General features: G+C 65.3%; 16 protein-coding genes (1 of these 16 running past the window's edge). 6 read left to right on the top strand and 10 right to left on the bottom strand.

Going from position 1 to position 26,864, the window contains the following annotated elements; all coding sequences use genetic code 11:
- The first annotated feature begins 11 nt into the window (after positions 1-11).
- From ABZ827_RS03630 to ABZ827_RS03620, 3 genes are all read left to right on the top strand, one after another.
- Positions 12-3,566: a hypothetical protein gene (locus ABZ827_RS03630; protein ID WP_357232338.1), complete on the top strand. Its 3,555-nt coding sequence runs from the start codon at positions 12-14 to the stop codon at positions 3,564-3,566.
- Between the two features lie 87 nt (positions 3,567-3,653).
- Positions 3,654-5,327, top strand: a complete 1,674-nt coding sequence (locus ABZ827_RS03625; RefSeq protein WP_357232335.1) for a hypothetical protein — start codon at positions 3,654-3,656, stop codon at positions 5,325-5,327.
- The gene (locus ABZ827_RS03620) at positions 5,324-6,106 is read left to right on the top strand and encodes an ESX secretion-associated protein EspG (RefSeq protein WP_357232332.1); all 783 of its coding nucleotides are present in this window, start codon (positions 5,324-5,326) and stop codon (positions 6,104-6,106) included. The genes ABZ827_RS03625 and ABZ827_RS03620 overlap by 4 nt, the downstream gene beginning before the upstream one ends.
- 172 nt (positions 6,107-6,278) lie before the next feature.
- Here ABZ827_RS03620 and ABZ827_RS03615 read toward each other — a convergent pair whose 3' ends face one another.
- From ABZ827_RS03615 to ABZ827_RS03580, 8 genes are all read right to left on the bottom strand, one after another.
- Positions 6,279-6,587, bottom strand: coding sequence for a hypothetical protein (locus tag ABZ827_RS03615; protein ID WP_357232329.1), 309 nt, complete (start codon positions 6,585-6,587; stop codon positions 6,279-6,281).
- Between the two features lie 55 nt (positions 6,588-6,642).
- Positions 6,643-6,990, bottom strand: coding sequence for a WXG100 family type VII secretion target (locus ABZ827_RS03610; RefSeq protein ID WP_357232326.1), 348 nt, complete (start codon positions 6,988-6,990; stop codon positions 6,643-6,645).
- A gap of 137 nt (positions 6,991-7,127) precedes the next feature.
- Positions 7,128-7,910 (bottom strand): ESX secretion-associated protein EspG, encoded by a 783-nt coding sequence (locus tag ABZ827_RS03605; protein WP_357232323.1) that lies wholly within the window; start codon positions 7,908-7,910, stop codon positions 7,128-7,130.
- A gap of 34 nt (positions 7,911-7,944) precedes the next feature.
- Positions 7,945-8,907, bottom strand: coding sequence for a PPE domain-containing protein (locus ABZ827_RS03600; RefSeq protein ID WP_357232320.1), 963 nt, complete (start codon positions 8,905-8,907; stop codon positions 7,945-7,947).
- 15 nt (positions 8,908-8,922) lie between these two features.
- Complete coding sequence (locus tag ABZ827_RS03595; protein WP_357232317.1) at positions 8,923-9,219, bottom strand: PE family protein; 297 nt, start codon at positions 9,217-9,219, stop codon at positions 8,923-8,925.
- A 13-nt stretch (positions 9,220-9,232) separates the two neighbouring features.
- Positions 9,233-10,507, bottom strand: coding sequence for a hypothetical protein (locus ABZ827_RS03590; protein WP_357232314.1), 1,275 nt, complete (start codon positions 10,505-10,507; stop codon positions 9,233-9,235).
- The gene (locus ABZ827_RS03585) at positions 10,504-10,821 is read right to left on the bottom strand and encodes a hypothetical protein (RefSeq protein ID WP_357232312.1); all 318 of its coding nucleotides are present in this window, start codon (positions 10,819-10,821) and stop codon (positions 10,504-10,506) included. Before ABZ827_RS03585 ends, ABZ827_RS03590 begins: the two co-directional genes overlap by 4 nt.
- A 161-nt stretch (positions 10,822-10,982) precedes the next feature.
- Complete coding sequence (locus ABZ827_RS03580; protein ID WP_357232309.1) at positions 10,983-11,309, bottom strand: YbaB/EbfC family nucleoid-associated protein; 327 nt, start codon at positions 11,307-11,309, stop codon at positions 10,983-10,985.
- Here ABZ827_RS03580 and ABZ827_RS03575 point away from each other — a divergent pair.
- From ABZ827_RS03575 to ABZ827_RS03565, 3 genes are all read left to right on the top strand, one after another.
- Entirely contained in the window at positions 11,271-13,592 is a 2,322-nt protein-coding gene (locus ABZ827_RS03575; RefSeq protein WP_357232306.1) for a hypothetical protein, read from the top strand. The two genes, ABZ827_RS03580 and ABZ827_RS03575, sit on opposite strands and share 39 nt — an antisense overlap.
- Complete coding sequence (locus tag ABZ827_RS03570; RefSeq protein ID WP_357232303.1) at positions 13,589-14,371, top strand: ESX secretion-associated protein EspG; 783 nt, start codon at positions 13,589-13,591, stop codon at positions 14,369-14,371. The genes ABZ827_RS03575 and ABZ827_RS03570 overlap by 4 nt, the downstream gene beginning before the upstream one ends.
- A 406-nt stretch (positions 14,372-14,777) precedes the next feature.
- Complete coding sequence (locus ABZ827_RS03565) at positions 14,778-15,038, top strand: NUDIX domain-containing protein (protein ID WP_357232300.1); 261 nt, start codon at positions 14,778-14,780, stop codon at positions 15,036-15,038.
- Here the strand turns inward: ABZ827_RS03565 and ABZ827_RS03560 are convergent.
- Together ABZ827_RS03560 and ABZ827_RS03555 are read right to left on the bottom strand one after the other, a co-directional pair.
- Positions 14,971-16,068, bottom strand: a complete 1,098-nt coding sequence (locus tag ABZ827_RS03560) for a CapA family protein (protein ID WP_357232297.1) — start codon at positions 16,066-16,068, stop codon at positions 14,971-14,973. The genes ABZ827_RS03565 and ABZ827_RS03560 overlap by 68 nt on opposite strands.
- Before the next feature lie 223 nt (positions 16,069-16,291).
- Positions 16,292-26,864, bottom strand: partial view of a LuxR C-terminal-related transcriptional regulator gene (locus ABZ827_RS03555; RefSeq protein WP_357232294.1) — the 3' portion only. 85,607 nt of this gene lie beyond the right edge of the window; the window shows 10,573 of its 96,180 coding nt (coding positions 85,608-96,180); its start codon lies off the right edge, out of view — the gene reads right to left on this strand; the stop codon is at positions 16,292-16,294.

Raw genomic sequence — 26,864 nt, 5'->3', positions numbered from 1 at the left:
GGATTACGGCGGTGACGATCGAAATTCCCGGCTACCTGCAGTGGCTGAGTTATGTCGCCGTTGACGAATGGCCGGACGCCGATGAGGACGCGCTGTGGCGGATCGCCGGCCACTGGCGAGACGCCGCGAGCGGCTTGACCGATATCGTTCCGGACTTACGGGGCGTGATCGACCAGGTCGCCGACTGCTATACCGGTGAGGGCGCCGAGGCGATAGCGAAGCAGTTCGCGCCGCTCCTCGACGGCGACTACTCGATCGATACGATCGCCGCCGCGCTGTCCGAGCTCGCCGACAATGTCGAAAGCGCCGGAACCCAAGTCGAATACACCAAGATCCAGATCATCTCGACGCTGGCGATCCTGGCCACCGAGATCACCATAGCGATATCAACCGGGTACGGATCGGCGGCGACGCCGGCATTGGTCGCAGCGAGCCAGGCCACTATCCGTTCCATCGCTCTTGCGCTGCTGCGGAAGCTGGCGTTCACGGTGGCGTTCGAATCCGTCCTCGGGATGGTTCAGGAACTCGGTATTCAGGGATTTCAACAGCTCGCCGGCCATCGCCATATGGACGCGGACGGCGATATGACCACGGATATCAGCTGGGATCAAGTCGGTATGGCCGGTCTGTCCTCGGGGCTGTCGGCGCTGATCGCGTTTCCGGCGGCCAAAGGCCTGGACGCGGGGTTGGGGAAACTGTTCGGGACACCCGGCAACCGGTGGGGCAGGATGGGTCTGGACGTGCTCGCCGATACCGGCGCCGATACCGCCGGGTCGTGGGCTTCCACCGGTCTGCTGACCGGGAACTGGGGCTTCGACCCCCGCATGCTCACCGGAGCGCTCGCAAGTTCCTTGGCCGGTAATGCCTTTCAGCCCAATACATTCCACTCGAACGCCGACGCCATCGCCGGTGACGGTACCGCGGGATGGTCACTGGACAAGCAAGTATTGCCGTCCCAGCAGCAGCACGGTGCCGCCGAACCGCTCGAAGCTGCGGAAGCCGAGTCGGCCCCGCGGGCCGAGCTCGCTTCTGTCCAATCGGATACGGAATCTGTTTCCGAATCCCTGGAGCCATCGCAGACGGACACTTCGCCAGAAGGCCGCGGCAAGAATCAGGCACCGCACGAAGGCCCGGCCGCAGCGGCGGACAGCCCGGACATGGGCCACAAGGATTATGCCGGTGCTTCCACAGCCGGTATAGGTGCCGAGAATTCGCGGGAGGTTCCGCTCGCGGCGCACGGCTCGCCGGAACCGGAAGGCCGGGTCGAACACCCCGCCACAGCCGGTGCCGCAGCGCATGAGTCGATCCGGGCAGAAAACTCCGCCGGTCTCCCGGCCGATGTTCCGGGTCACCGCGGTGACGAGGTATCCACGGGCCTCGCTGCCCATGTCGAGGGTGACCGCAGCGATATCACGGTAGCAACGCCAGCGCAGAATCCTCCAGTATCCAGCCACGCACCGTCGGCACCCGTGACGGCGTCAGTACCCGCGACGGGGTCAGCACCCACCGCGACCTCAACGCCCGCCGCGGCGTCAGCGTCAGCGGCGGCGTCAGCGTCAGCGGCGGCGTCGCCGTCAGCGCAGTCCGCGTCGTCAGCGGCGGCGCCCACGTCCGGGTCATCGTCGGCCGCGGACAGCACCGGACGAACCCGCGGAACTTCCAGCGGTAGCGGGTCGTCCCGTACCGATTCCCCGGGCACGCGGCCACGGTCGAATGTCGAACCCGAAGCCGGCGACGATCTGTCGACCGCGCTGCCGCAGCCCGAATCCGCCGGGCCGAGCCGCGCCGGCACCTCATCGGTGCAGCCGGGATACCACGCCGGAGTGCATGCCGGTGCCACCGACAGCGACGCAGCGCCGACCGCCGACAGAAGGAGTGCAACGCCCGAATCCGAGCCCTCCGGCGAGCAGCCGCTCGTCGGCCCGGGCGGGCCCGGTGATACGGGTGGACCCCCTCCCCCGCCCGTCGGAGGTTTCGCCGACGGCGACGATGCCGATAACGGCGACGGCGACGGCGACGGCGACGTCTGGGCCGAGCCCACCGCTGCGTCGGCTATCGACGCCCCGTCGGGAATTCCGGCACCGACGGACGGGAGCGCCGCGCAGGTGCTGGGCGTTGTCGACGAATCCGCGGTGCTCAGGGATGGGAACGGATTGATCACCCATATCGCCGGGCAGCCGATCGCCGACTACACCGCCCGGCTGGGCAGCGAACGGGCCGAGCAGTATCGCAACGCGGAACAGCTACCGGAACCACGGCAGCTTTCCCGTGACCGGCAGGGCACCTGTATGTCCGTGGGAATCGACCGGCTCACCGGCCGGGTTTATGAGGCCGCCAATGGCAACGCCGATGCTGTGATCCCCGAATCACGGCTGCATCCCACCTTGAAAGCGAACCTGGACCGGATGCGCGCCGAGGGGCCGTACTCACACGGGCCACACCGGGAAAGCACCTACTCGCGCAGTATGGACCGGAGAACCCGGCACGAATTCGAATCGGTACCCGTACATACTCACCCGCATTACGACCAGCCGTTGCGGCACGCCGAGGTGAAAGCCACCGATCTCGCGTTGTGGGACCGTCGCGAAGCCGGTCTCCCCGATGGACCCGAGATGCTGGGGCAGATTGTTCAGGCCCCGCAGTTCCAGTTCGACTCCACCCCGGCCCCGTATTGCGCGAACTGCCATCGGATTCTCGCCGGAACCGAAAGTGCCACCGGTCGTTTGCCGGAGCATCCGTCCACGGTGATCACCGAAGACCGGCTACGCCGCGATCTCGCCCAGATCGCCGGCCGGGAGCCGCCCACGGGAGACTTGACTCCGGAGCAGGTCGAGAACCATTACGGGATCAGCCGGGCAGATCAGGAGAAGATCCGCCACGCGGCCACGGTCCGGCGCCTCATCATCGATGTGCGTGCCGCCAATCCGGACGGCGTTCGCTGGACGGAAACCGGCACAGTGCATCCGAAACCGGAAACCATCAAATACAAGTCGGTCAATCGGCTGGATGTACTCCTCGGCGCGAATCCGGCCAATCTCGGCATCGTCGCGTTGTTCGACCCGGTGCTGCCGGCAAGACCCGACAATGTGCCGGACGCTCATTGGCAGAAGCTGGAGGGGCGTTGGATGCAGCGCGCAAAAGAATGGCACGACAGCGCGGGCGATCGTGCGCAGTGGTCCGCGGACAACGGGAGGATCGACTCCACCGGAGCGGTTTACGATATCGACGCCGACGGCCGGCAGCGCCCGGTGGGTTCCGACTACGACCTCGGCATGTTGTCCGACCTCGAGGGGAATCCGCTCAGCGGCAACACTGCCGAGCAGGTCGTGGAGTACGAGGCGCATATCGACATGCTGCGCCGATATCACGATGTCAGGGTCACGCATGGTGCGACCGTGCATTGGCTGCCGTCGACAGCCAAAGGGCAAGCGCTGCGGAAGCGCCTGCTCGAGCAGTACATCGAGGACGACGAGCCGCTCATCAGGTTCGAGCCGGGAAAGCCCGCGCGGCGGGTCGATTGGCTGCCGCTGAGCGTGACAGCTCATTTGGGGATCAGCGAAATATGAGAGACCCGAATATATGGAAAATATTCTCGGGGCGAACTTTTCCTACCACCACGAGATCGGTAATACAATCGACAAGGGGCAGTACCGATGGCCGATGATTCGGTGACCTGGCAGGCCATCCAGGATCAGGTGAACAATGGTGTGATTCAGGTGCCGCCCGGAGTGGCGGAATCGTGTGCCGAGATGTGCCGTTCCGTGGTCGGCCGGATCATCGCCGTCAAGAACGCAATCGTCGACGACAGTGATGTGACCGAGCGGAGTGGCAAGTACAGGCTCGGTGGCCGTGCGTACGGGGAAGCGCTGGCGATCAAGCTTTCCCGGGGAACCGAATTGTCGGATGTGCTGGATCAGCACCGCGACGTGGTCAATACCATTCAGGATACTTTCATCATGGCCGGAAAGGCTATGGCCTGGGCAGACGGTGATTCGGCGAAGGCCCTCGCACTGGATGAAATCGGACACAATACCGAACCGGGCGCCTGGAATGACAAACTTCCGACCAAAGACGACCTCTACATCGGACCGGAGGTGTTCACACTCGAGGATTCCCACTCGGAGGAGCTGAAGACCTTCCTAGAATACAGCGATTCCTATGCGGATGTTACCGTCGCTCCCGAGGAACTCGCCGGTTATCAAGGGGAACTCGACAGTTCAGTCGTCGGCACGGAGACACCGGAGAGTCTGAGTTACGCCGATTTCTATCAACTGGGTCAGGATATCGATGGGACGTATGTTGCCGATAAGGCCGCACTCTGGCGATTCTGGGCCGGTCAGTTGGGTGACCAGATCGGATTGGTCCGGGCGAAGCTGATCGAATACGCGGAAGACTGGAAAGGGGAAGGCGCCAAAGGCGGTATCACGGCGCTCGGCCAGAGTTACGGTACGGATGCCGATAATCTGGTCGGCAGCATGAACCAGCTCGGCGGTAATCTTCAGTTCACCGCGGGATGGCTGGAGCAGACCAAGATGTTGATGCCCACCTCCGCGGCCCCTGGGGGCTATGAGCCGGCCTCCGCCGATGAAAGTGCCCGTGAACCCTATATCGAGGTGATGCGCACGATCTACAACGGCGGCATGTCGGAATCCGATGTGACGGTGCCGAAACTTCCCATTCCCGAGTATCGTCCCGCCGGCGACGAATCCGGTGGCGGCGGAGGATCCACGAACGACTTCCCGATTAGTTCCGGTCTCCCGGGGGGATCGTCGCTTCCGACGTCCGGCACAGTCGCCCCGGGAACTTCTGCCGCGGACACAGCGGCAGATCCCTCCGCATCGGGAAGTGCCGCGATGCAGGGATTGCAGACGGCCGCGGATGCGGCCAAGGCATTGGCCCCCGGCGGTGAGAACCGATCGGAAACCCGTGGCGCCGGTCCACGGACGACACCCACCGCCGCGAACTCCGGAACCGCGAAAACGGGTGCCGGTGCCGGTGTCGGGGCCGGTGCCAGAAGCGCCGGTGCCCCGAAAGACACGGCACCACAGTCGAAGTTGTTTCCCCGCGCCGGCCTGCCCGGGACGAACGCGTTTCCCGTGGCCGCGGTGCGGGCCACATCGGCGACGCCTGGCGCGGCCGGAACACCGGGCGCGGCGGGAACACCCGGCCGTGGCGGCCAGGGCCAGGACGACGGGGAACGCAAGCGGTCACGTTCACTGAATTCCACCGATCATCTCGACGACGCGATAGGACCGTTGCCCGCCGCGGTGCGGCCGGTTGCCGAACCGGCGCCGGAGCCGCAAACGATGCCGTCGCCGGAACGATGAGCCGCACGTGGTGCCTGACAGATGTCGAATTCGTCGCGCTCTGGGAAGAGCTGCGGGAGGGCCTCGTGCCGCGCCCGTTCGAGTTCACCAGCCGCACGAGCCGCAATGACGAGTATCTCCAGGAAAAAGCAGAAGCCCGGCAACGGGCCCGGGATCGGCACGGCCGTAGTATCGACGAGGTGCTCGAGCTGGTGGCGCGACCGGATATCCGGATCGTCGCACACGGCTGGGACCGCCGGAACCCGGACGATCCCACCACGCGGGTTCGGCTACTCGCGGCACGTCGCGGCGACCGCGGCTATCTGCTGACCCAACTGCCGGGTGAAACCATTTGGCACAGCGGTGGTTACACGATTGTCGAAGTCAGCGCGCGCGGCTTGGCAGACGCCGTGGTGAAAGCTTTGCCGGAATGCGCCACCGGAAGGCTCGGGGAACTCGTGTTCGCCTCCCGCGACGGATCGCGGCTGGACTATTCCTATCAGCAGTCGATCGTCGGCGATCCTGTCGACGATCCGGACCGGGAGCGCGCCCGGCGATTCTCCGCGGCGACGGTGGCAGGGGTCGGGCGGATCCGCCTCAGCCAGGGGTACTCCCGGTTCGGCCCCCGCGGTATCGCAAGTCACGAGCTGCATTGGCGGGACCTGGTGGACGATGGCAGATACGCCATCACCACCGAGAATCCGCCGGTCGCGGTGGGAGTCGGAACCACGGCCCTGACTGCATTACTCAACGACCGGATCGCCGCGATCGTCCGATCCATCAAAGATGAACGTGAATAGCCGATCATCGTGTGGCGGTCTCGTGACCGCTCGGACCGGAAAGACCCGGCCCACCCGATCGGTGATATACCGCCCGGAACCGACGAACCCACCGCTGAAAAACACCGGCGGCAGACGTTCGTCAGTTCCGGGCCGACAAAAATGAGACTGTCCGGCTGTTCTTTCTTCCCATTCAGCCCAGGGAGGCGAAACCGTCACCGATATGCTTATCGGTGCCGAGCGCCCTTTCCAGCGCCTCCTCGACAGCGGCGGCGAGGTTGTTGAGCTTTACCTTCGTATCGCCCAATGCCTCGTCGACGAGCTTCTTATGGGCCTGTGCGATACCGGAAGCCGCGCCCTCGCTGTTCATTGCTACCAGAAGATTGTTCTTCGCGCCCTCGATCGCGTCGATCTCCCGGAAGATATTTCCTGCCTCCGTGTTGAGAGTTTCGAACAACCTCACCATATCGGGGCTGCTATACGTAATCTTGCCGTCGCTCATTTTTCGATTCCTCCTCGAGCGTATTCGTACGAAATGTCGGATTTGGCAACCAGGCTCAGAGGTTGGTGTACGCCGCGTTATCGGTGTAGGTGTTCTGGCCGTTGCTGTAGCCCCCGCCCCCGATGAAGTCGTCTTCATCCATATTGAGGATTTTCTGGGTGGAGTCTTCGACCGTCCTGGTGAACTCGTCCAACTTGTTGTTGACCTGGACGGCTTCGTCCTGCCAATCCGCGGCGGCCTTCTGGTACTGAGTGGCCGCGGCGCCCGTGAACCCTTTGCGTACTTCCTCGCTGGCCATGAGCACCTGGTCCACGGACTTCCGCAGATTCTCGATCGACTGGAAAAGGTCACCGGCGGCAGCCTTGCAGGCTGCCGGATCAGCATCGATACCTTGAGTTGGCATTTCTGGGTCCTTTCATTTATTACGTGTCATCGATTACGTCACAGAGATAGCGCTGTGGACGCCTGCGCCGAGAGGGGGTGATGCATCGAGAGAATTGCGATTCCGGCCGCCCTGGCGCTGTCGGGTCTTTCCGTATTTCAGCGAGGCATCCAGCCTCCTCCCGGCAGGGAGCCGACGAGCGCGGACACCGCCTCGGCGAGGCGGTGATCGGTGCCCGGCGCGAAGGTGGACCAGACACTCGAGTCCGGGGAGACCCCGGGGCTGGCGACGATCCGGCCGCGGTCGGTGTCATACACCGCGACCGCACCGGCGGACCGCTGCTGTATCCCGTCACCGTGGGCGTACGCAACGATCTCGGCGTGGGTGGAACAGGTCGCGATGGCCAGGCCGAACTCGATAGCCGTCCGCTCCTCGATTCCGAGCTCGTACAGGACCTGGGCGTAACCGTCGGCGCCGGCTGCCGCGTCGAGGCGTTCCCGCACGTCCGTGGACGGGGCGCTGAAACTCGTGATCGGCGCCGGTTCCCCGGCGCCGAGAACGGTCAGCAGCGGCCGTGTCAGTGCGGCTGGGTCGTCGTCGGCCCAGGTGGTCCGGATATCGAAGGTGTCGCCGATCCGGGTGGCCACCGCGTGCCCGGCTCCGCGACGCGCCAGGCATACCCGCCGAGCGCCCTCCGCGGTGTACACGCGCGACACCAGTTCACGATCCGGGTTCGACAGGATATACAGCGCCGCGGCGAGATCGGGTTCCACCTCGTCGTAACTGTCCACGAGGCCCACGCCGCGCAGCGCGGCCAGGGCCTCGTCCTGCGCGGCAGTCCAGTCCGCCACCGAATCCTGCTGCGGGCCCACCCCGAGAACCAAGGGCAGTGTCTGCACCCCGAGCAACCCGCTCGCGGCCAGCACCCCGTCATTCGTCATCGCCGGCATAACAGCCCCCTTGATCGAGGCGTTGTCATGATGTACCCGCTTCCGGGACAGACCGCGGCTCGTGGCCACCCAGCACCGCCGGCGCCACCTGGATACCGGCCTCGAGCTGCATTTCGTCGCCACCAACCGATTCGGCGGCTCCGGCCCGAATCGCCCGATCGCCGCCGCCGGCTCCAGCGCCGGCGGGCATTCCGCCGGGCACCATACGTCCTGCGTCCGATTGGGCTCCGGCCGGCGACGACTGGAGGGGCGCGGGTTCCGCGGCAGCGACCGCTGACGGGGCCACCGAGCGAATCTGATACGGCGACATCGCCCGCGGCACCGACGGCACAGCGAATCGGCCGCCCGCAAGGGCAGGCACACCACCGCGGGCGGCCGGCGCGGATTCACGCTGGGCGGCCTGCCGCTCGGCGGCCAAGGCGGTATCCGAAACAATTGTCGGGGGTTGCGGCTGTTGCGGAGGTACCGCCAGCTCGGTCGCCGCGGCCTCATACCCCTGCATAACCCGCGCGGCATCGGCTTTCGCCAGATGCTGTTCGGCGTCCACATCGGCCACCGCGGCCACCAGCGGCGCACCGAGTGCGGCGCCGGCTTGTTCGAGCCCGCGTAACGTCTCGGCAAGCGCCGCGAGATCAGCCGTATGCGGCATGGCCAGCGCCGCTACCTCATAGGCGACCGCGTGACCAGCGGCCAACGAAGCATTACGGCCCGCCTCGGCGGCAACGTCCACCAGCCAATGCCGCAGCGTCGCGAACCGATCGATAACGGGACCGCTCTCGGTCGAACCCCACGCTTCCCGCATCCGGGCGATGATCCGGTCGTAGTCGACAACCGCTGTGCCGAAGGCCGCGGCGATCCGCCCCCATGCGGCCGCGGCGTCCGCCGTGGCACGCACACCAGGCCCGGTGGTGAGGTCGTGCGCCAATTTCTCGGCGGGGCGCGATTCCCAGATCACACCCGTGAATCCCACTACTGGCGGTTCGATCATCTGCTGTCCCGCCTGTCAGTTCCCGGCAGGGAAACCACTGGCGTTATCGCCGTCCATGCGCAGGACCTGATCGCTCTGGGAACGCAATGCCGCGGCCAGTTTCCGGATCTCGTGGACACCCCGGGCGGCGGCATCGTCGTATGAGGACGCGATACCGGTGAGGGTGTCCGCGGCCCGTATCGATACCTCGTCCAGCGCCACCGGCGCGACAGCGAGGGCGGGCGAATTCACCTTCAGCACGTCCTCGAGCCGGCCGGCCAGCGCATCCAGATCGGTGCTGGACCGGTGTGCCTGAATCGGATCGAAATGCATGACCATCTCCCTGTCAGAGGTCGAGCTTCTTGTCCGGCGATATACCGTCCACTGGTTCGGACACTCGCTCGGCCGCGCCTACCACCGGCAGCGACACCCCCGCGATATCACCGACGACCTCCTGGCCGAATTCCGCGTTCACCAAGTGGGAGCGCATCCCGTCAGCGGTCGCGGCGTCCCGCGCACCGGCCATACCCGCACCGGCCATACCGCCGCCCCCCATCGGCATCATTCCCCCGGTCGTGGTGGTCGTCTGGCGCGACGAGCTGCTGTTGTTGCCGTTTGCCGGGGAACTCGCGGGGCTCCCCGCGGCTCCCGCACCGAGACCACCCGTCGCCCGCGTTCCTGGATAGGCTCCCAGTGGTTGCCCAGCCGCAGGGGCTCCAACCGCTCTTGCCCCACCGACCAGCGGCGCACCGCCGGCAGCGGAGGGTGCGCCCCGCCCGGGGCCCGTCTTCTCCTGATCCGCGATCGGTTTCACCGGCTGGAACGTCTCATGGAGCTGGCTGATCGACTGGGCACCGGTGGATACCGCGTTCATCAGACTCGGCACGACCTGCACCAACTGCTGCACGATCTGCATCGGGTCCACGCCCTTCGGCGCGTTGGTGACCGGCACCTTCTGGCCCGTCTCCATCATCTTCGCGCTCTCGATACCGAGCTCGGTGCGGGTCTTTGCGGTGACAGCGGCCGCCTCGGCCAGGGTTTCGGTGGTCATCGCCAGCAGAAAGACCTGGCCGGTGCCGGTCGCCAGGAAGGGCGTCGCGGCGGCCAGCGAGGCCATATATTTCGCGACGATCGCCGACATCAGGGTGGCACCGGTGAAAACGGACGTCGCGGCCGTCGCGGTGCCCACCGACGTTTCGGCACTCTGACTCGATATCGCTGCACCATCACGTTGCGCTTCGCCGGCCTTGTTCCCGGCCTCGGTCGCGCCCATCCCCTGCCACAGGGACATCGCTACCTGGGCTGCCGACGCCCCGATCTGCAGTGCCGACTGCAGTACCGCGGAGACCTGGGAGAACACCTGTGTGGGATCGGCTCCGGCGCCGCCGGGCAGCTGGCCGGTGCCGAAGCTGGAGGCCAGATCGGTGAGTGGTTTGGCCAGCAACGACAGATCCAATGCCGGGAGCGGTGGCAGCTCGGGCAACGGGAACTCGGCCGGGAGTTGCGGTAGCGGGCCCAACCCCATATCCGAGAGCACATCGTTGACCGGCCGGTCCAGTGCCGGGCCCAGCGCACTGTGCCGCAACAGGTCCAGCACGCTCTGGTCTATCGGGGCGTTCATGATTGTGCGCCGAGGGCTCCGAACTCGGCGGCGGTGACGTCCTCGTTCAGGTCGTAGGCCGCGGCCCCTTCGTAGGAGGTCAGCGCGCTACCGGCATGGACGGCGGCGAGTTCCTGGACCGACAGCAGGTTGTTGGCCTGCGCGAACGCGAAGGCGGCCAGGAAATCCTGGCCGATCAACCCGAACACCGGGATCGCGGCAGCCATCATCGCCACTTGGTCCGCGGCGCCGGCCATGGCGGTTTCCACCGCCATGGTGGCCGACGCGTCGCCGTAACGGCGGACGACTTCTGTATTGGCAACAAGATAGGGCATCGAATAACTCCCGGGGCCGGGCGAGGAAAGAGTTCGTGAAGCAAAGGTAGCCAAATACTAGGGAGCTCAACGGATCACGACTTACCCTCGCTGGGAAGCCCTGGACAGAGGCAGTCACCTGCCCGGACTTGCGGATCCACTGACACGCCGCCGGGCCGCGTTCAGTGTCCGGGTTCGACTCCGGGTAGCGATTCGGCGAGTTCACGGTTGAACGCGGTCACCATCTCGCCACGCCGGGCGATCGCTAGATGCGCCGCCCGCCCCGCGGTGGCCACCACAACCGCCTCGAACTCACTCGGCGACATTTTCGAGATCGCCTCGGTGAACGCCAGATCGCACAGCGAACCGTTACCGTCCACCTCGGCGGTCACCGTGCCGTCCGGGGAGGTTTCCCGCACCCGGATCCCCGCGAGCTGGTCACCCAGGTCGCGCATCATATTCAACTGGCGGTGCACCCGCGCCTCGAGCGCGTCCATCGCCTCGTTCATATCGACCTGTCCTCTTCGCTGTATACCGGCCCGGGATTCTACGGCGGACCAGGGATTCGCCCGAATTCCGGCCACCCACGAATGGGAAGCGACAGACCGGCACGCTGCCGGGGTCATGCCACGATTGACCCGATCGGCGATGACGGCAGGAGGCCGGACTCGGGCACTACTCCTCATCGTTGCCGTGAGAAGGAGGCGGAGGCAGCAATGGATCACGACAAACTCGGTGTACACATACCTGTCGATCGAGCCGATCCGGTCGTCAAGGGATCGGGCAAGGATCCATGGACAAAACTCGCGAACCAGGCGCGCAACGGGGACCTCGAATTCGAGCCGTATGCCGCCCTGGACGCCGCGAACGGATGCGCGGATGCGATCCGCAGAATCACCGGGCTCCAGGCCAAGATCGACGATATGGACAACCTCCAGGCCCTGAGTCAGCTCCCCTCCGGCCGCGACCTGGCGGTTCAGTTCAACAAGACGCGCGATGGATTGCGCGATGTACTGGGCAGCCACAAGAACAGGCTGGCTACCATGATGGAAACCTTCAAGGACGCCGGGAGACAGTACGTCAACAGCGAGTGGGATTCGGCGGCCGGCTTCTCCAAGGCAAACCGAGACGACATGCTCGGCAGTTTGAATAAAGTCACTGTGGGAAACAAGGCCCCCAACTTCGACACCGACGCGCCGACGGAAAAAGAAACGAAGATATCGAAGGCGGACGGCAAAGACGAGGTCGATGCGACCATCGCAAGCGGCAGACGCAATTTCACCGACCTCACCGCGGATTCGCCGGACAAACAGACGAATCCGGCGTTCGGCCGGGCGGGCGGCAAAGCGGCTGACCTGCTCGGCCCGGCCTCGCAACTGTACGGCGCCTCGAACTTCCCGGGCCGCGCCCAGACACCTTCCGACTATTTGACATCTGTAACGAACTCGAAGCTGGGAGTCACTCCCTCCCCGGAGAATCCGTACAGTCAGTTGTGGGCCGATCTGCACAAGCTGGGCCTCAGGACCGGGGCTGCGGTCGATCCCGTGGGCCACACGGCCAAAATGTGGGAGTGGATGGCCGGCGAATTGGACGGAGCGACGGGGGAACTGACCAGCAGACTCGTCGATCGGCCCCGTGGGGCATGGAAGGGTGCCGGAGCCGACGACGCCAAGAAAGCGGTCAGAAGCTACGGCACGAAAGCCGATGATCTCCACAAGCAGATGAAAGCCTTCAGCGAGACCCTCGCCGATACCGCGGGGTGGCTGGCGAAAACCAAGAAGCACATGCCCCCAACCGAGAAGCCGCCGAAGCCGGCAGCCTACGGCTACGACATTGATTCGCTACCCGTCGAAGCACAGCCGATGGCGCCGCCCGCCGTCAACGCCAAGGAGGTGAACGACGCACAGAACGAGCGGGATCTGGAGACCTACCGCCAGAACATGGAGAACCTCTACATCGACGGTATTCATAACTCGTCGACGAGGATTCCCGCCTTGGAAGATCTTCCGACGACCGGTTCGAAGAACAAAGGAGGCTCGGACAATCCGGGCGGCGGCGCGGATACTCCGACAGGCGGCGGAACAGGCCCGAGCGCTCCTGGCGCCGGGGCGCCCAACTACTCCACCACCGGCCTCACCGGAGGCGGAATCGCCCCCTCCGCGAGCCCGGGATCAAACCTTCAGGCCGGCTACGACCGACCCGCCGCACCGAGCGTCGGCGCCGGCCCGACCGTCCCCTCGGCAACCGACCCCACTTCCCCCACCGACCCCACGGCCCCCACCGCCCCCGGGGCGGACGGTCTCGGCCAGGCCGCCGGCATGGCCCAGCAGGGGCTCGACGGCGCACAGTCCGCGGCCCAGCAAGCCGCCCAGGCCGCCCAGCAAGCCGCCCAGCAGGCCGCCGGTATCGCCCCCGGCCTCGGTGGCCTACCAAAACCCGGAGACCTCCCCCGCGCGAATACATCCGGGCTCGGCGGCGCCCCGCGAACCGGCGGCGGGATCGGGGCCGGCCAGTCCAGCGCCGCCGCCCAGGCCCCCCTCAAGGGGCCGGACACCTCGCGGCTGTTCCCGCGGGCAAGTATCGCGGGCCCCGCGGCCGCCCCCTCGCTCGGACGGATGGGTGCCCCGATGGCGGGTATGCCAGGATCGCCCGGCCCGGCCGGGGCCGGTGCCGGCAATCAGGGCGGGCAGGAAAAAGACCATAAGCGCGCCACCTACCTCAATTCCAAGGAGCATTTGGAAGAGGCGCTGGGTGAGCCACAGACCACCTCCAAGGCCGTTGTGGAGCAATGACCCGAACCTGGAAATTCACCGATCTCGAGTTCGTCGTCGCATGGAAATCGGTGCAGGCCGATTTCCTGCCGGCCCCGTTCGTCTTCACCAGCCGGACCCCGCTCTACGACGACTACCAGCGGGAGCAGCGAGAGATACGGGCGCAGGTCCGTCCCACGCTGGAGGCGGGGTTCGACCGGGTCCTGGACGTGGTCGCCCAGCCGGATATCCGGATCGAACTACACGGCTGGGGTAAGGACCACGAGGACGCGGAAAGCCAGATCCGGTTGCTCGCGGTACGACGCGACGGGGATGGGTATCTACTCAAACAGTTACCCGGTGAAACCGCCTGGCACAGTGGCGGGTACGTCGTCACCGAATGCCCGCCGCGTGAGCTCGCCGATGCTCTGATCGCCGAGATCCCCGAACTCGAGGCGGGCACCGAAGGCGATGTGGTGCTCGCTCGCGGGTCCGATCGAGTCGAGGTCGACTACGCCTACGGGCGTTCGAAGGTGCACGATTCCCTCGCCGACACCGTCGAACAACAGACCAACCGATTCCTCCGGGCCACGACCGCGGGCCAGGGCCGGATCAAGGTCGCGCAAGGGGTGTCCCGTTTCGGCCCCCGCGGGGTGGTCGCGATACCCCTGCACTGGCGCGATGTCGAGGACGACGGACGCTACGCGATCACCCCCGGCCCGCCACCGGTCGCTGTCCCCGCAAGCAAGCTCCGATTCATCGGTCTGGTGAATGATTCTGTCGCAGAGGTTATTTCCGCTATACGCGACGATCGCCGATAACGGGCTCAGCTGATCGGAGATTTCATGGCCGAACGGACTCGGCACCACCGCCGACCCCGCACCACCGGCCATCACCACATCGACCACTTCGGCGAGTGCGCGCCACTCCCGGCTCACCCACCCATCCCGCGTGCGTAGATGTGGCACAAGGACTGCTTCGGCTTCGTGGTAGACGAATTGCCCCTTGGCGATCATCACCGCCAACTGCGGCACGGTCTATCCGTGACCGCCGTGCAAAATCCGCTCTACGCCAGGCACGCCCTGCACGCGTCGTCAGTGGGGAGTGAACGCCTACGGTGCTCCCGTCTGGCATCTGCGCCGTACCCCCGACTGTGGCACGTTCGAGCCTACACCGACAGTTTCAACGCGGTCTGGGCAACATCCCGGTCGCCGGAGGGGTAATCCGATGGGGCGCAACGAGTTCTACGACGACCCCGCCGCGTCGCAGCCGAACAGTCTCGTGGTCGCTGCTTCCGCCGTGGTGTGCGACGACAGCGGCCACATTCTGCTACAGCGGCGCGCTGACAGCGGTCTGTGGGCGCTTCCCGGAGGCGGAATGGAGATGTCCGACAGTCTCCTTGGCTGCGCCGTGCGAGAGGTCAAAGAGGATGTGCGGTCAAGAGATCGTCGGGCCCGGCGTCGACCCGGGTGCCGAATCGGCGGCTGATTTCGGTGAGGCGGTTTTGTAACCACTCGCACTCCGCGTGGGCCGCGCGCTCCAGCCGCAGGCGACGGATGCGCAGCGGCAGCATGCGTAGCGTGGCCGGGCCGGCAGGGTCGAGGGTTACGAGATACAGCAGCCGGAGGTCGGGCCGGTAGGACTCGTGGCCGCCGATCCCCTCGTAATCGTCGATCACATCACCGCAGCCGTACAGGATGGGTTTGCCCCGGTAGATCTCGATCGGCTGGGGATGGTGCGCGGAATGGCCGTGCACAATATCGATACCGGCGTCGACGAGGTGGTGTGCGAATTGCTGCTCGCTCAGACCGGTTCCGTACCCCCAGTTGGGTCCCCAGTGCACGGAGACGATCGTCAGGTCACCGGACTGCCGATGGACCGAGGTCTGCGCCGCGAGCTCGTCGGCATTTTCCGCGGATGGGTGCGTGATAACCCGGATTCCCGGCCGGTCCACGGTCGCGGCCCAGTCCGGCGAAACTCCGCTGGACAGTGTCGAGACGGAGTGGATCACCACCCGAGACCCGTCCGGCAACGGCACCACAGCGGGCTGCTGCGCCGCGGCGAGATCCCGCCCCGCGCCGGCAGTACGGATATTCGCCTCGGCCAGCGCAGTGAGGGTATCCAGCAGCCCGGTTATACCGAAGTCGAGGGAATGGTTGTTACTCAGTACGCAAACATCGGGGCCGATCGCCGTGAGTGCGGGGAGATTGTCCGGCCGCATCCGGTAGTGCACCGCCTTACGCGGAGCGAAGGAGCTGTCCGTCGTGATTGTGGTTTCCAGGTTGAGCAGTCGAACATCGGGCGCGAGGGTGTCCAGCAGGCCGATGACCTCGCCCCACGGCCAGTCGTAGCCACAGGTCCGCGGTACCGGGCCGCTGACCTGTTCGGCCAGGTCGACGTACCGTCGGGCGTCTCGGACGCATGGTTCCTGCAGCGACGGATTACCCGGGTTCGGCAGGATCTGGTCGACGCCGCGACCCAACATCACGTCGCCACCGAGGAGAACCGTGACCGTCATCGTTCCGCTCTCAGGTCCGGCACCGGTTCACCCCGCATCCCGCGCCGCTGGCCTGATAATGACTGCACCAGGTCTATCGCACATCGTTCGAATCCTTATCGGATCCATAGTTCGACGCTATCACCGCGCACGCGCCGGGGCACAGGTCCCTGTGCCACCGCGAAGAGGATCTCCATGTGCTGTTGGGCCGCCCTGACACTCCCGTACTCCTAGGGTTTCGACGCTAGGCTCGTGTCCCGTTCAGTGAATTTTCACCGACCCGCATCGCCATCACCGATTTTCCCGCCCGTCCGCCGCGGCGACCGACCTTGTCACCGACAGTCTCCAGGGTGTCCGCCACTGCTCTCGGCCGCATAACCAAGATCGCGCCGATCTCTACGTCCGACTTACCTTCGCCGGCGAGAGCCGCCGCGGCACGCTCGACGTCGGTCAGGGGTTCAACCACCGAACACCGTCCGTCCTCACTGATCTCACCAGGTGGTTCCGCACCGGCCAAGGGCAAGTGACCCTCCCGGATCGCCGCTACCGCCATCCCGTCCCGATCGCCCGTACTACCGAGAACCCTCTTCGACGCGATCAAACGATCTTTCACACTGGACACCTCGACCCCCAAGGCAGCCGCGATTTCAGGATTCGTCTTCCCCTCCGCCACCAAACTCACCACCTGCACCTGACGGATACTCAGCCCGCCGCCACGCGACGGGTACGCACCGATCAATTCCTCTCTCAACTGCTCGACCGCGTCCACCTGCCGAGGATTCAGGGCCCGGCCGGCCCACGTGGCACCGATCACCTCGACAAGCGATGCCCGGACGACAGCATCCAGGCGTCCGACGACTCTCACGAACTCCGCATCGGTCAGCCAACCCGATACCAACCTCGCGGGGGCGGACTCCCACACCTCAGAACCGGACCGCAACACCTCCATAATTACCGCCCGCAGTTGTAACAACCGCAACTCGGCAGGAGACCCTGGTGTCCCTCTGAACCGCAACGCATCCATCAAAACCGCCCGGTCACGGACACCGGAACGCTGCACCATATTCTTTACCGCTCCGGATGCGTCGGCCGTTCCGACACCCAGCGCCTCCGCGATCTCCCGGTCCGAGCAGCCCGCTGCCAGCCGCCCGCACACAATCCGGTCGGTATCGGGCAATCGCGGACCGGATGAAGTCGGTACCGCCCCCATCAGTTCAGCGAGGATGTGCCAGTCAGCAGGACCATAACTGGGCGGGATACTGTCCGGCGAAACGTCGCGACTCAGCACCGCCACCACATCATCCGCGATACGCTCGGACAGTCTGCCGATCGTAGCCTCGTGCTGACCCATCTGTGTCGCCGCGTCGTGAACAGACATGCCGAGCAGCAAACGCTTCGTCGCTATCTGCCGCAGCACTTCGGTTTCCAAACCATCGATAGCCCGCACCAGTGCGAGGCGGTCGAACCAACGGACCACTCGCACCACCACCGAAGCCGAAACCTCGCCGGCCACGACCGCACCCGCCGCGACAGCTACGTCGAGTTCCGGGAGTTCGGCAGCCAACAAGATCGCAGCCCGCCGCCGCTGCTCGACCACCTCGTGCTCGGACTTGTCGATTTCCTCCGCGATCTCGGCAGACGACCGGCCGACCGAGAATGCCTTCTCCGCGACCTCGCGCACCTGCGCATCCTCGAGACGTGTGATCGCTTCCTGCAGACGGCCAGGGTCCACACTTCGAGCCACCGCGATGCGGTCTACCGTCACATCGGTATCGACATCGCTTCCGGCCACGGACCCGGAAAGCTGCGCAGCCACGCGCAGAACAGATATCCGCAACCGGCCGTCGACCGTACCCGACTCGATATCGAGCTCCTCCGCGATCTCGGCCACGCTGCGCCCTTGGAACCATCGACCGAACACATTCCGATGCCGCACCGGCAACTGCCCGATGAACAGACGCAACTCCGCCGCACGCTGCACCCGCGCCGTACGCACCACCTCGACCGCAGATCCCAGCACCCCCGCAGACCTGACGAGGGCCTGACCACCACCCGCCGGCAGACCCGCGAGCTCCGCCCCACCCACCGGAAAAAGATCCATCTCCGCGTCCTCGTGTCCCGCACCGGGATCTGCTGAGTCATCGGGAGGGCCCTCGGCCTGTCCGAGTGGGGCGACCCCGGCGCGTGCCGCAGCTACTGTGCGATATACCGCGTAGCCGACACCCAGCTTGCGCCCGGCATCCTCGAGAACGCCCACCACATCGGCCACGGGTATACCCAGTTGTGCCGCTACCTCATCGTTCGACAGCCCACGTACATCCAGATCCAGGACCCGCAGATCGTGCTCCGTCAACTGTGTCAGCTTTGTCAGCACGTGGATATCACCCGACAGCGGCAGATCACGCGAGCGGATCGCCGCCATCACCATCCCGACACGATCACCGACAGCAGCGAGCTTCTTCCCGATCCGCGCAAGGTGGGTGGTCACCGAGGACAGCGAAATACTCAGCGCGGCAGCAATATGATCGTTACGCACGCCTTCCGCTACCAAACTCAGTAACTGGGCCTCACGGTGACTCAACACACCGACGCTCTCCGGATGCGCCTGCACCAATTCCGGAGCCAGCGCACCCACTGCGGCGCTCTCCTCAGGGCTCAACCCGCACCCGGTCCGAACGTGGTTCACAGCCGTGACCACGAGACCCCATACCTCAGTCAATCGATCGGAAACCATCGTCAACTCAGCATCGGTCATCCGCAACACCATCAACCGCGCGGACACCGATTCCGCGACCCCCAGAGCGGCACTCAGTGCTCTCAGTAAGCCCACCCGAGCCCGCAACCCCACCACCTCCTGCTGCGTCGCCGGTATCCCGCGGTACCGCAACACATCCACCAGCACAGTACGATCACCGGCAGCCAGGTCGGTGACAACCTCGCTTACAGCAGCGCGCGCAGCCGCTGAATCCTCCAGTGACGCACCGATCTCCCGATCCGACATACCGCGCGCCAACAGGGGGACTACAGGCTCGACTTCGGACAAACCAGAATCGGGCCGGTCCCACGCCGCCACAATCGTCTCTGCCCACTCATTGCGAACGCTCTCCCCGCCCTGGCCCGGCGGTCCCTCATCAACCGCACCTGACTCCTCGCGCTCAGCGGGCGGGGAACCAGCACCCTGATCCGACATCCCTTTCATGACCGGATCTGATACCTCATGCGGTCTATCAGGCCGCCCTCGGGCGTCCTCACCCGTTGCGCCCACCTCGGGCCCTGTGTCCGCAGCGCCGACAGCCGATCCACGCCCGCCACCCGATCCGCCGGGCCGGCCACCGATCCCTGGTTTCATCCCCTCCGACGGTCCACCGGCATCCGCCGATCGAACGAAACCAGCCGCAACGTCGAGCGACACTATCCCAGCACGTTTCGCAGCCACCATGACTCCAGTTCGCCGGGAAACACCCAGTTTGAGGCCGGTGCGCATAACCCGAGACGCCACGGACGCCTCTTTGATGACCAGTTCCCGGCCGATCTCGGGGTAACTCATTCCACGCCCGAGATAACCGAGCATCTCGGTGTCGGAATCAGTGAGATCACGCGGCCGCCGAACGGGCGTGCCGGCAAGCAGAATCTCACGCTGCGCGATCGCCAGCCGCACCAGATGATCTCGATCCTCGACATCGAGCCGTTTGATCATCCGTTCCAGCGACCGTATGACGGCCTTCCGGGACATACCCAATTCGGCAGCGACTTCATCATCCGTTACGCCTTCCGCGACCGAACTCAACACTCGGACATCCCGGAGCGTCAGCCGGCCCGCAGATACACGCGAATACTCGGCATGCAACAGCTCCACCAATAGCTCAACGGCGGCATGCTCCGGCGACGCCCCCTCAACGAACGCCGGGGCCGCCTCCATCGCCTCGATCAGCGCTCGATCGGCAGCCGGCAGCGAACCGAGAACCTCCTGCAACTCCGTGTCCGAGAGCCGCGTAACGACCAACCGCGCGGCCGCCGACTTCCCCACCCCCACACGAGACCGCAAAACCCCCAACAACCGCGCCCGCTCCCGCAACCGCGACCACTCCGGATCCGACAACAGCCCAGAAGTTTTCCACAACAGGTCCACCAGAACCGCACGTTCACCAGTCCCCGAATCCCGCACCAGATCATCAACCAACTCCCGCACGTCCCCCGCCGGAACTCCCAGCTCGGCCGCGATCACCGCATCTGAAGACCCCGACGCCAACAGACCCAACGCCCACTGCCGGATACCTGCCCGGTGATCGAGGCTCCGCAGCACCAGATCACTCAACCGTCGCGGAACAAGTGACACCGATTCACCATCCTCGATCTCCCCGACGGCGGTACCAACCGACGGTCCACCGCTAGCCACCGCCGTGCCGACGAGATGGTCAGCAAAGTCGAACCACACAAGCCCAGCCCGTATCGCTGCCACACCATCGCTTGCACTGGAACCAGTCCCGATCGCCTCGCTGGCCACCTTCAGACCAGAACGCACAGCATGCAGAGTGATGAGCAGATCATCGGCGATCACTGCGGTCGGTTTACCCTGCGCGAAACGCTCGAGGACTTCGATTTCCCGATTGCCCAGGTCGACCTTTTCCTGCCGCGGTAAGCCGGCAAGGAGGATGTCCCCGGCGCGGATTGCAGCAAACACTTGCTCGCCCCGGCCGGTCACGCCCAGACGCCGTCCAATATTTACCAGCCGAGTCTTCACACCATCGACAGAAAGTCCCAGCACCGTCGCGATCGCCCGGTTGCCCTTTCCTTCTGCGACCAAACTGAGGATTTCAATATCGCGGATATCCAAACGTCCGATAGTCCAACTTTGGCTCAGACCCGTCAACAACTCCGCCAGCGTGCGGGCCACCGCACACTCATCGGAGGTCAAAGCACGCCCCTCCCGCAGCCCCCGCAGCGCCTCGTCGACGAGCCCCCGCTCCGACCCCAAACGACCCAACACAGTGGGCAATACCGAATCATCCAACCGAGCCAACGCCAGCCGCGCCGGCGCCGACTCCCACACCTCCAAACCAGACAACAACACCCCCATCAACCCCACCCGAAGTCGTAACTCCGCCCATTCCCGCGCCGTCTGCGGGACCCCGACAAACCGCAGCACATCTCCGAGTACCGCCCGATCAACAGCACCGAGTTCACCGACCAAACCGTCAACCAACGCACGTGTCTCGGCCGGAGAAATCTCCAACGCCCCCGCTATCCCCCGATCCGAAAAACCAGCCGCCAGCAGCCTCAGAGTCTTCGTTTCACGTTCAGTCGGGTTATGACCTTCACGCTCAGGGTTGTCTTGTACGGTCTGCCCGGTCGACTCTTCACCGCCTCCAGCATCTCCTGCAGCCCTGGGCACATCGCCGGCCACACGGTCCGCCAACTCCCGCAAGATGCCCGGCACCCGCGCTGTCACCGAACTCTCGTCCAGCACGTGGCCGGACTCCTCGTCACGCACCTCGCGCTCGGCAACCACCCTCGCAGACCAACCCTCCATAAACAGCATCAGCAACATCCGCTTCCGCTGCCCGTCCCAACCCCGCACCGCCCCAAGAAACTCCGCATCACTGGCCCCTACCAACACATCTCGCACCGCACCGTCCGCTGCCTCCGCAACCGCCACACGGAACCGCCGATGCCGCTGATACCGCTCGAACCTCACACGACGCTCCACCACCTCATCAACCAACGACTCCAACCACACCGAGATATCAACCCCGTCACGCAACCCACCCACCTCAGCCTCCGCACGCCCGAACACCTCCTCGACCACAGACTGCGCCACCGCCGGGTCCTTCACCGCCGCCCGCACCCGCGCCACCACCATCCCCGCAAAACTCCGCACACCACCCGCCACAACCACCGCATCATCTACCCGCCAATCCAACCGACCGAGACGCATCGCCTCCACCACCAGGCCGGCCCGGCCCGGAAAAGCCCCACCCAGCTTCCTGCGAATCGCATTCAGCCGATCGTTCACGGTAGTTTCGGACTTACCCATACGCGTCGCGATCTGTCTGATGCTCTCGCCGGCTCCCACCAGGCGCAGAACCTCGATATCCTCATCACTCAACTCGAACCACACACCCGCCGAAACCTCACTGGGCATCGGAACCGGTGAGCCTGCGAGAGGAAACACACCCTCACGGATCGCCCCAACCACAATTCCCGTGCCGCCACTGACATCGGCAGCCAGTTTCCCGCCCGAAAAGCTGATGTGCTCGTTCACGCTCGTCGTACCTATCCCAAACTCCACACCTATTTCAGACTGTGACTTTCCCTCCAACACCAAACCGAGCACCCGCGTCTCCATCAACGTCAACCGGCAATCAGCCACACCCTCATACACCCGCTCCAACCCATCCCGGAGCCTTTCCACCGCAGAACGCCAACCAGCCACCGCATCAGCATCCCGGCCGACAATATCGACCGGAGTTTCGATCAACCGCCACTCATCCCCGGAAAGAACCACCCCATGTTCCAACTCCGCATCACTCAACCGAGCCAACACCAACCGCGCCGCTGCCGACTGCCACGCCGGCCCACCCGCCAACAACGCCCCCATCAACACCACACGCCGCCGAAACTCCGCCACCTCCGCATCCGACTCCGGAACCCCCCGAAAACGCGCCACATCCACCAACACCGCACGATCACCAGCCCCCAACTCCACCAACAAATCACCAACCAGCTCCCCCACCTCACCCACCGACACCCCCAACTCCCCCCCGATCACCGCATCTGAAGCCCCCTCCCCCAACAAACCCAACACCCGCCGATCAATATCCGTCAGACGCCCACCTGCCACACCACCATTCCCACCATCGGCTATCCGATCCGCCGGCTCGCGGGCGGCCACCGCCGTGCCCACAATAATTTCATCAAAGTCGAACGACACGATGCCGGCACGTACCGCAGCCACCGCATTACTCCGGCTGTAACCGGTACCGATCACCCTGACGGACTTCCTCAGACGTTTCTTCACCGCGCTCTGCGATATGCGTAGTTCTGTAGCGATCAGCTCGACCGACTTATGCTGCGCTACACGCTCGAGAACTTCAATTTGATTATCGTCCAATGAGAACTGTTCCCGCCGTGGAGAACCAGCGAGGAGAATATCGCCGTCACGCAGTGCCACGAGCAGGTGATCCTCACGGCCGGACACTTCCAGACCCGCCCGGATACGTGTCACTCGATTTTTCACGCCGTCTTCGGTGATACCCAGCGCCACCCCGATCTCGCGGTGTTCATACCCTTCCGCCTGCAGACTGAGCACTTCTATATCGCGGATGGCCAACCGCCCGATACGCTGAAGAACACGGCGATCCAACAACATATCTGCCAATTTGCGGACCACTGCACATTCACCGGAGGTCAAGTCCCGCCCCTCCCGCACCCCTGTTATCGCCGAGTCGACAAGCCCCCGCTCCGACCCCAAACGAACCAGCAGAGTGTGCAACACCGAATCATTGGTCCGACCCAACATCAACCGCGCCGGCGCCGACTCCCACACTTCCAGACCAGCCAGCAAAACCCCCGTCAACCCCACCCGCTGCCGGAAGCCATCGAGCTCTGCCGGAGAATCCGGCACCCGGACGGACCGCACCACATCCACCAGTACGGCCCGATCCCGAGCGCCCCACCTGTCTACCAACTCCTCCACCTGCGTCTGCGCCTCTGCACCGGATATCCCCAGCTCGCTCCCGATGGCAGAATCCGAGGCACCGGTCGCCATCAGACCGAGAATCTTCCTGTCTCGCTCAGACCACACCACCCCCGGCAATGCTCCCTCCCCATCACGGCCCCTACCAGCTTCGGGTTCACCAGCGGCAGTGATGACCGACTCGCCCTCCGAACCACGGCGCCCGGCGTCGTCACCGACCCGCGAACCGATATCAGAGATCAGCGGCGGTGCGCCACCGGCCGGCCGAGCGCCCGGCTCCGCCGAGTGGGACTTTCTGCTGTCCTCAGCGCGCTGGGCCGGCGGGCTACCGCACTCCTGCCGGTCGCCGGACCGATATGGTGCAGAGCCGTCCGACACCGCCGGCGATTCCCTCCCCCCCGAACGCAACTCGAGCCCGATCCGATCCGTCCGCATCGGCTGCTCCAGCGGCGCAAGGACTTCCGGCGGCAATATCAGCCCATACAGACGGGCCGCGGCAGCGATCTTTCTCAGGCTCGTAATGTCGACCGCTCCGCCGTCGAGCGCAATCCGCACCGTCTTGCGATGTACCCCGGCGTTTCGGGCGAATTCACGCCACACGAGTACTGGAGTGAATTCCTGTCGGGGCATCGCTCGTCCGTTCCGAAATTCGACATCCAGCTCATCCAATGCAGCTGCGATCGCCGCCCAGGAAGCCTCGGACACCGGCATTCCGGCAGCCATTCGCTCAACCGTGCCGATTCCTACTCCGGCTACCTTCGCAAGGCCGAAGAAACTCACCGGCCGACGCAACTGCTGTGGTTGTTTGACCTCCGCGCTCAACTCGAACCCGATCCGCGCGGCCGTCGCCACCACCCGCTCATGCTTCTCGGGGGCGACCGCCTTCCTACTCATCACCAAAATCACGATCCGCAGCTCGACACCTGCCGCCCGCGCCAGATCGGTCGCCGTAGGCTCTACACCCGCAGTCGGGTCGAACTCGACCACCTGCCCCCCCGGCAGCTGCGCACCCGGGGCAGCCGCGAGCCGCCGACGGTGTTCGCCCTGATCCTGCTCGGACGGACCAACGGCCTCGAGTAACTGCACCAACCTGGTAGAAGCCCCCGTCCGCATCCGCTGGGCATCAGCCCGCGTGACCATCAACGCACGACTCGCCTCCAACAACGGAACGCCCCGCAGAATCATCAAATAGCACAGCGCCCGCGGCTGCGGATCCAACGACGCGATCGCGCGACCCAGGTCCGCCAAATCTCCGCTGAATACCTCATTCAATGCCGATGAAATCCGGGAACGAACGGCTCCCACCACCCGGTCACGATCCGGCCCGGCCGGCGGGAGCGCATCCAACCACCCCTCGATATCGACCACCGGCTGCTCACGCTCCCCCTGCACCGACAGCATCAATTCATCCTCGACACGCACCTTCAGCGCCGACTCCGCCGCATGATCGATACCCATCAACGCCATGATCTGCGGCCCGGAACGCCCCTGCAGATACCGCAGCGCGCAATACTCCGCCACACGGCCGGTCAAGGAGGCCATCACCGCCCGCAACCTTCCCAGATCACCATCCACAGCAGCCACCACATCCGCCGGAAACCGCCACCGCACCAAAAGACCGAGCAACTCGTACGCCTCGGTCCCCGGCTCCGGCAGGTGATCCAGACTCAACGGATGCACGGCAACGACTGCCGCGGCCATCACCTCGACCGCGGACCGATCGAGGTCCCCGCTTCCCTCGGCCGCACTGCGCCGGCTCGCCCGGCGCTTCGCCGCATCCGGTGGCAAACCCAACCCGAACCGTAACCGCAGCCACTCGCGAGACCGCCCATCGAGACGGTGATTCAGCGCGTTGTACACCACCTCATGCGATGGCGATTCGAGCAGCGAAGCCAGCAGTGCAGCGTCACCGATCCCCTCCTGGCTTTCCGGGCGGTAGGTCCGCAACCGCTCCACGGCCGCTCCCCACACACGCTCGACCACCCGACGTTCGAGAACCTTTCCAGCGATCTCAGCCAACCAGTCATCCAAGCCACGACCATCCGGCACCCGCCAGCCCGCACGCTCCGCCGTCGCACCCACATCATCGGTAACAGCCCGGGCCAGAGCTTTCAAAGCCTCTCGTCCAGCCGGCCCTTCCTCCGCATATCCGAGCGATGCCAGAACATCCAGCAACACACGGCGACCCGCTCCCTCTCCCCAGGCCCGCCGCAGCTCAGCCGACTCCGCACCGGATTCCTCCGGCACAACCACATCATCATCACGGCCAGTAGCAGCCGCGGGTTCACCATCCCCGGGCGAGTCACCCCGATTACCACCATCAGCAAACACACGCCACTGATCCGGCAAGCCACGAACGCCCCGCGGCACCGCCCACCCAGGAACGCCCTCCTCCCCGAACCGCCCCGACCCCTCTTCGAGACGCGACGGTCCTTCGGGTGTGCGCAGTGTCCCCTCCAGCACCGACGCCACCCATGCGCCGATATCCGCTATTTCACGCAACTCACCGATGCGGGCCTCCAACCGACGGAACACCTGCCGCACCAGATCTCGCGCAACCGCCGGATCTTCGGCCACCGCACCGACCCGCTCGGTCACCACCGCCTCGAAACGCGCACGCACAGTATCCGCCAGACCCGCCACCGAGATCTCCCGCAGGAGTTCGCGATCCCACCGGCGGATCGCCTCGATCACCATCAGGCGTTTCTCCGGCAGTACCCATTTCCCGTCGTGCACCCGGTGAACAGTGGGGACAGCGACCCCGGCCCGGTGCGCGATCTCGTACCACGGCCATTGGATCGGTGCGGCCAACACTTGCGCCGACAGCTCGAACCCGATCCGCGCCGCCGCCGAGATAATGCTCCGCCGGGTTCGATACGTCACGGGTTTACATTGCAGGAACGCGCGAACCGTTGCCCTGGACACCTCCGCTGCCTGCGCCAACTCATCGATTCCCGGCGGCTTGACCTTTGCCGGGACACGATCCACCAACCTGCGGGCGACAATTCCGATGGCCTCCACGATCCCCTGATACACCGACGGGCCCACCGGCTCCCCGTCCCGCACCCGTCGCACCGATTCCGGGGCGACTCCGGCCGTCTCGGCAATGACGCCGAGAGGC

Origin of the sequence: Nocardia sp. NPDC019395, from assembly GCF_040632335.1 — a bacterium.
Classification (GTDB): Bacteria; Actinomycetota; Actinomycetes; order Mycobacteriales; family Mycobacteriaceae; genus Nocardia.
Note: the sequence above shows the minus strand (reverse complement) of the source record. Positions and strands in the feature narration are given on the sequence as shown.